We start from the raw sequence: 5066 nt of genomic DNA, 5'->3' as shown, positions 1-5066 counted from the left end.
TCTGTCATCGCCTGAACGGCATTTACGCAGATATTTAGCATGACCTGAATGAGCTGATCGCGATCTGCCAGAACTTCCGGCAGGGACAGATCATAGTCCCGAGTAATTTTTATTTTCTTTTTAGTCTGATTCACAATCAGTGAGCGGACACGTTCTAAAGGCTCATGCACATTGACCATTTCATAGCTGGGTAGCTGGCGTGAACCGAGCATGCTATCTGCCAGATTTCTCAGGCGATCCACTTCACTAATAATAATGTCAGTGAACTCTTTATATTTTGGATCTTCAAGGCTACGTGCCAGAAGCTGGGTTGCACCACGAATGCCACCGAGTGGATTCTTGATCTCATGTGCAACACCACGAATTAATTGGCGCGCAACTTGATGCTGCTGGATATAGTTTTCTTCACGTGAGATTTTCAGCATACGGTCACGCTGATTCAGCTCGATCAACAATAAAGGATGATTTGGCTTGCCCGCATTGAGCAGGGAAACCGTATAGTCCACATGAATGTCTTTAAAGTTGACGATGATCGTCGCCTCACGGCGAGTATAAGGTTGGCCAGTATGCAGTGTGTTATAGAGAGATTCTTCAGTATTGAATTCATCTGTTGGCGCTTGCAGTATATTTAATACCGGCGTGCCTGATGCGCGTAACAGGCTGACATCAAACATGGCCTCGCAGGCTGTATTTAAGTAATAAATATTCAGATGACTATCAACCAGCATAATGGCAGTGGTCAGGTTGTCCACCAAAAGGCGATAGTCGATGGAAAGAGGCTGATCCATTAGCGGTGGTTTTCCTGTATTAAAATGGCGCAATGGCATCTTCATAAAGCAAAATAACAATTTCAAAGTTCAGATTTGAGGCAAATTAAGCAAGATGCACGCCAACTTTAGAACTCTTGTTAAAATTTTGCTGAAAAATGCACGAAATCTGACGGGGATGCCCAATCAAACTCAGGTATAACGGATTAAATTGAGGCTGTAAACCTAAAATGATTCATTTTGGTGCATAAGCTTTTATATTGAATATTTTATGGCGTTATTTTAGTGCGTGATGCAAAGAGTGGCCATTTCAACTATTTTTATGATGCGAAAAGACATACAATACGCGCATTCTAGTGGAGCGCAGATTCATGAAGTCCCCCAAAGTCGGTTTTGTATCTTTAGGTTGTCCTAAGGCATTGGTAGATTCTGAACGAATTTTAACTCAGTTAAAGACTGAAGGTTATGATGTCGCATCGGATTATGACGGTGCTGATTTAGTAGTAGTAAATACCTGTGGTTTTATTGAATCTGCAGTACAAGAGTCTTTAGATGCCATCGGTGAAGCGATGAGTGCGAATGGTCGTGTCATCGTAACAGGTTGTCTAGGAAAAGACGAAGATAAAATTCGCCAAATGCACCCGAACGTCCTGAAAGTGACAGGTGCAGCGGCCTATGAAGAAGTGATGGATGCGGTACATGAATATGTTCCTGAGCCGCCAAAACACAATCCATTTATTGATTTAGTTCCTGAGCAAGGCATTCGTCTTACTCCGAAACACTATGCGTACTTGAAAATATCAGAAGGCTGTAACCACCGTTGTACCTTCTGCATCATTCCAAGTATGCGTGGTGATCTGGTTTCCCGTCCAGTTGGTTCTGTGCTTGAAGAAGCTGCAGCACTGAAACGTTCAGGTGTCAAAGAAGTACTCGTAATCTCCCAAGATACTTCTGCTTATGGCGTTGACACCAAATACAAACTGGACTTCTGGAACGGCCAGCCAGTTAAAACCAAATTCTATGACATGTGTGAAGCACTGGGTCAATTGGGCATCTGGGTGCGTCTGCACTATGTTTATCCATATCCACACGTAGATGCCGTAATCGATTTGATGGCGCAAGGCAAAATCCTGCCTTATCTGGATATTCCATTCCAGCATGCCAGCCCAAGAATCCTGAAGCTGATGAAACGACCTGCTCACAGTGAAAATACACTGGAGCGTTTAAAAGTTTGGCGTGAGAAATGTCCTGACCTAGTCATCCGTTCTACATTTGTGGTGGGTTTCCCGGGCGAAACGGAAGAAGATTTCCAGATGCTTCTGGACTGGCTGAAAGAAGCACAACTGGATCGCGTGGGCTGTTTTACTTATTCACCAGTTGAAGGTGCGACAGCGAACAATCTTCCAGATCATGTGTCGGAAGAGATCAAACAGGAACGTTATGAACGTTTCATGCAGGTTCAGCAGGAAATTTCAGCAGCGAAGCTACAAAAACGTATTGGCCAGAAAATGACGGTGCTAGTCGATGACCTGGAAGAAGAATTCCCGGTTGCTGTAGCACGCTCATATGCGGATGCGCCTGAAATTGATGGTAATGTTTTTGTTGAAGATATCGACAAAAGTTTGATTAAGGCAGGAGATTTGCTTGAAGTCGAAATCACTGATGCAGATGAATATGATTTATTTGCTAAGCTGATCTCAATCAAGTCTGCTTAAGATTTTGAATTAAAAGAATTTATATTAAATAATTTGGAGTTTTATGATGTTGGATTCTAAAAAGCCACGATTTGGTCGCATCCTGCTAAAGCTATCTGGTGAAGCACTGGCAGGGAACAAAGACATGGGTATCGATGCACAAGTGCTCGATCAGATGTCACTTTCTATTGCGCATCTCGTGGGTTTGGGTGTACAAGTCGGTATCGTCGTGGGCGGTGGTAACCTGTACCGTGGTAGCCAGTTGCAAAAAGATGGTCTGGTAGGTCGTGTAACCGGTGACCAGATGGGTATGCTGGCAACTGTCATGAACGGTCTGGCATTACGTGATGCTTTGGTACGCCGTAATATCAAAACCCGTTTGATGTCTGCATTACCGATTGGTGCAGTGGTTGAATCTTATTCTAGCCGTGATGCGATTCGTCATCTGACTCAAGGTGAAGTGTGCGTATTTGTAGCGGGTACAGGTAATCCGTTCTTTACTACGGATACAGCAGCTTGTTTGCGTGGTATCGAGATTGAATCTGACCTGATCCTGAAAGCTACTAAGGTTGATGGTGTTTACAACAAAGATCCAAGCAAATACGAAGATGCCGTGAAATACGACACATTGACATTTGATCAGGTGTTGGACGAGAAGTTGGGCGTCATGGATTTAACTGCGATCTGCTTATGTCGTGACCACAATGTGCCACTTCAAGTATTTGACATGAACAAATCTGGCGCATTGCTTTCAGTGGTGATGGGTGAAAAAGAAGGAACTCACGTCACCAATTAATGACGTGAGCTACAAAGCCCTTTATACTACCTCCTAATTTAGTAAATACATCTTTTAAGAATTAAGTAAGGAAGATCATATGATTAACGATCTTAAAAAAGACGCAGAAGAGCGTATGAACAAGTCTCTTGACTCGTTAGAACATGGTTTCGCTAAAGTTCGTACCGGACGTGCGCATCCATCAATTTTGAACGGTGTCATGGTTCCTTACTACGGCTCTGATGTGCCATTGAACCAGGTTGCCAACGTAGGCGTGGAAGATTCACGTACATTGCTGGTTCAACCGTTTGAACGTTCAATGGTTGCTGCAATTGATAAGGCGATCCGTGAGTCTGATCTTGGCTTGAACCCGATTACTGCTGACGCGATCCGTGTACCAATGGCAGCGTTGACTGAAGAAACTCGTCGTGACATGCAGAAAGTTGCACGTAACGAAGCTGAAAATGCCAAAGTTGCGATCCGTAACATCCGTCGTGATGTTTTAGGTGACATCAAAGCATTGTTGAAAGAAAAAGAAATTTCTGAAGATGACGAACGTCGTGCATCTGACGAAATTCAGAAAATCACAGACAAATTTGTTGCTGAAGTAGACAAACGCTTGGCTGCGAAAGAAGCTGAATTGATGAAGGTCTAATTCATCAATGACCGCTTCTGAAGAAAATTCCCGTCTTCCAAAACATGTTGCCATCATCATGGATGGCAACAATCGTTTTGCCAAAAAAAATCAGATGCAGAAAGGCGATGGACACCGTGAAGGAAAAACGGTTCTAGACCCAATTGTTGAACATTGTAGAAAAAGAAATATCCAGGCTTTAACGGTCTTTGCATTCTCCAGCGAAAACTGGAACCGTCCCCAATATGAGGTCGACCTGCTCATGAAGTTGTTGGAAGACACGATTCATGAACAGTTGCCACGTATGCAAAAATTTAATATTGCTTTACGTTTTATTGGTGATCGGTCGCGTTTATCTCCTGAACTGCAAGCATTGATGTTGCAAGCAGAACAAATGACTGCTAATTTCGATAGTATGACGCTTACCATTGCAATCAGCTATGGTGGAATGTGGGACATGGCACAAGCTGCGAAGCAGATTGCTGCGGATGTTTTAATAAATAAATTAGATCTTGAAGCAATTGATACTGATGTGTTCGGTCAATATGTTAGTTTGAGTGACTTGCCGCCTGTTGATCTGCTGATTCGTACCGGTGGAGATTTCCGCCTGTCCAATTTCCTGCTCTGGCAGGCAGCATATGCAGAGCTGTATTTTACTGAGACCTTATGGCCAGAATTTACCGTAGAGGAATTCGATGACGCACTTGCTGTATTTGGCGGGCGCGAACGTCGTTTCGGTAAAACATCAGAGCAGATTCTTCAAGAAAGACTTGAGAATTAATACACATGTTTGAGCGGATTATAACCGCATTGGTGCTGGTCGCAGTCGTACTGAGCTGTATGTTTGCGACCAAATCACAATATCCAATGTTCGCATTGATGGTTGTGGCTGCCGGGGTGGCAGGCTATGAGTGGTTTAAACTCATGCCGCGAAAATGTAAAAATGTAATCAAGCCAATGGCGTGGGGTTATGGTCTACTGACTGCAGCCTTATCTGCACTGGCTTTATACTATTGGGATGTAGCCTTATTATTGTGGTCGGCATCTATTTTGACCTGGTTACTGAGTATCTACTGGGTTAAAACCTATCCTGATTATGATGGCTGGTACAATGTCAGCTTGCATGGCATCGGGATTGTACTGGTTTCTGCTGCTGTTACAGCAATCTTCTCGGTTTGGCTAAACTCCCCATGGTG

At 43.6% G+C, this 5066-nt stretch carries 5 protein-coding genes and 1 pseudogene; 5 read left to right on the top strand and 1 reads right to left on the bottom strand.

Going from position 1 to position 5066, the window contains the following annotated elements; translation table 11 throughout:
• A partial coding sequence (locus B4J23_RS11810; protein WP_291360831.1) for a two-component system sensor histidine kinase NtrB occupies positions 1-788 on the bottom strand: 788 nt, incomplete at its 3' end.
• Positions 789-1138: 350 nt separating this feature from the next.
• Between B4J23_RS11810 and rimO the strand changes: the two genes are divergently transcribed.
• The 5 genes and pseudogenes from rimO to B4J23_RS11785 all read left to right on the top strand — a co-directional run.
• A complete protein-coding gene (gene rimO / locus B4J23_RS11805) occupies positions 1139-2482 on the top strand; it encodes a 30S ribosomal protein S12 methylthiotransferase RimO (protein ID WP_291360829.1) in 1344 nt (447 codons plus the stop codon).
• Positions 2483-2528: 46 nt separating this feature from the next.
• Positions 2529-3257, top strand: a complete 729-nt coding sequence (gene pyrH / locus B4J23_RS11800; RefSeq protein WP_004786170.1) for a UMP kinase — start codon at positions 2529-2531, stop codon at positions 3255-3257.
• 79 nt (positions 3258-3336) lie between these two features.
• Positions 3337-3891 carry a ribosome recycling factor gene (frr, locus tag B4J23_RS11795; protein WP_005235283.1) on the top strand — a complete coding sequence of 185 codons (555 nt, stop codon included), beginning with the start codon at positions 3337-3339 and terminating at the stop codon, positions 3889-3891.
• A 7-nt stretch (positions 3892-3898) separates the two neighbouring features.
• Complete coding sequence (gene uppS, locus B4J23_RS11790; protein WP_125278341.1) at positions 3899-4651, top strand: polyprenyl diphosphate synthase; 753 nt, start codon at positions 3899-3901, stop codon at positions 4649-4651.
• Positions 4652-4656: 5 nt separating this feature from the next.
• Positions 4657-5066, top strand: a pseudogene (locus tag B4J23_RS11785) (phosphatidate cytidylyltransferase); the annotation flags it as partial.

The sequence above is a fragment of the Acinetobacter sp. UBA3025 genome (assembly GCF_002367915.1).
Lineage (GTDB): Bacteria > Pseudomonadota > Gammaproteobacteria > Pseudomonadales > Moraxellaceae > Acinetobacter.
Note: the sequence above shows the minus strand (reverse complement) of the source record. Positions and strands in the feature narration are given on the sequence as shown.

Coding starts and splice junctions, on each gene's coding strand:
- rimO (WP_291360829.1), top strand. CDS start 1,139: ATGAAGTCCCCCAAAGTCGGTTTTGTATCTTTAGGTTGTCCTAAGGCA.
- pyrH (WP_004786170.1), top strand. CDS start 2,529: ATGTTGGATTCTAAAAAGCCACGATTTGGTCGCATCCTGCTAAAGCTA.
- frr (WP_005235283.1), top strand. CDS start 3,337: ATGATTAACGATCTTAAAAAAGACGCAGAAGAGCGTATGAACAAGTCT.
- uppS (WP_125278341.1), top strand. CDS start 3,899: ATGACCGCTTCTGAAGAAAATTCCCGTCTTCCAAAACATGTTGCCATC.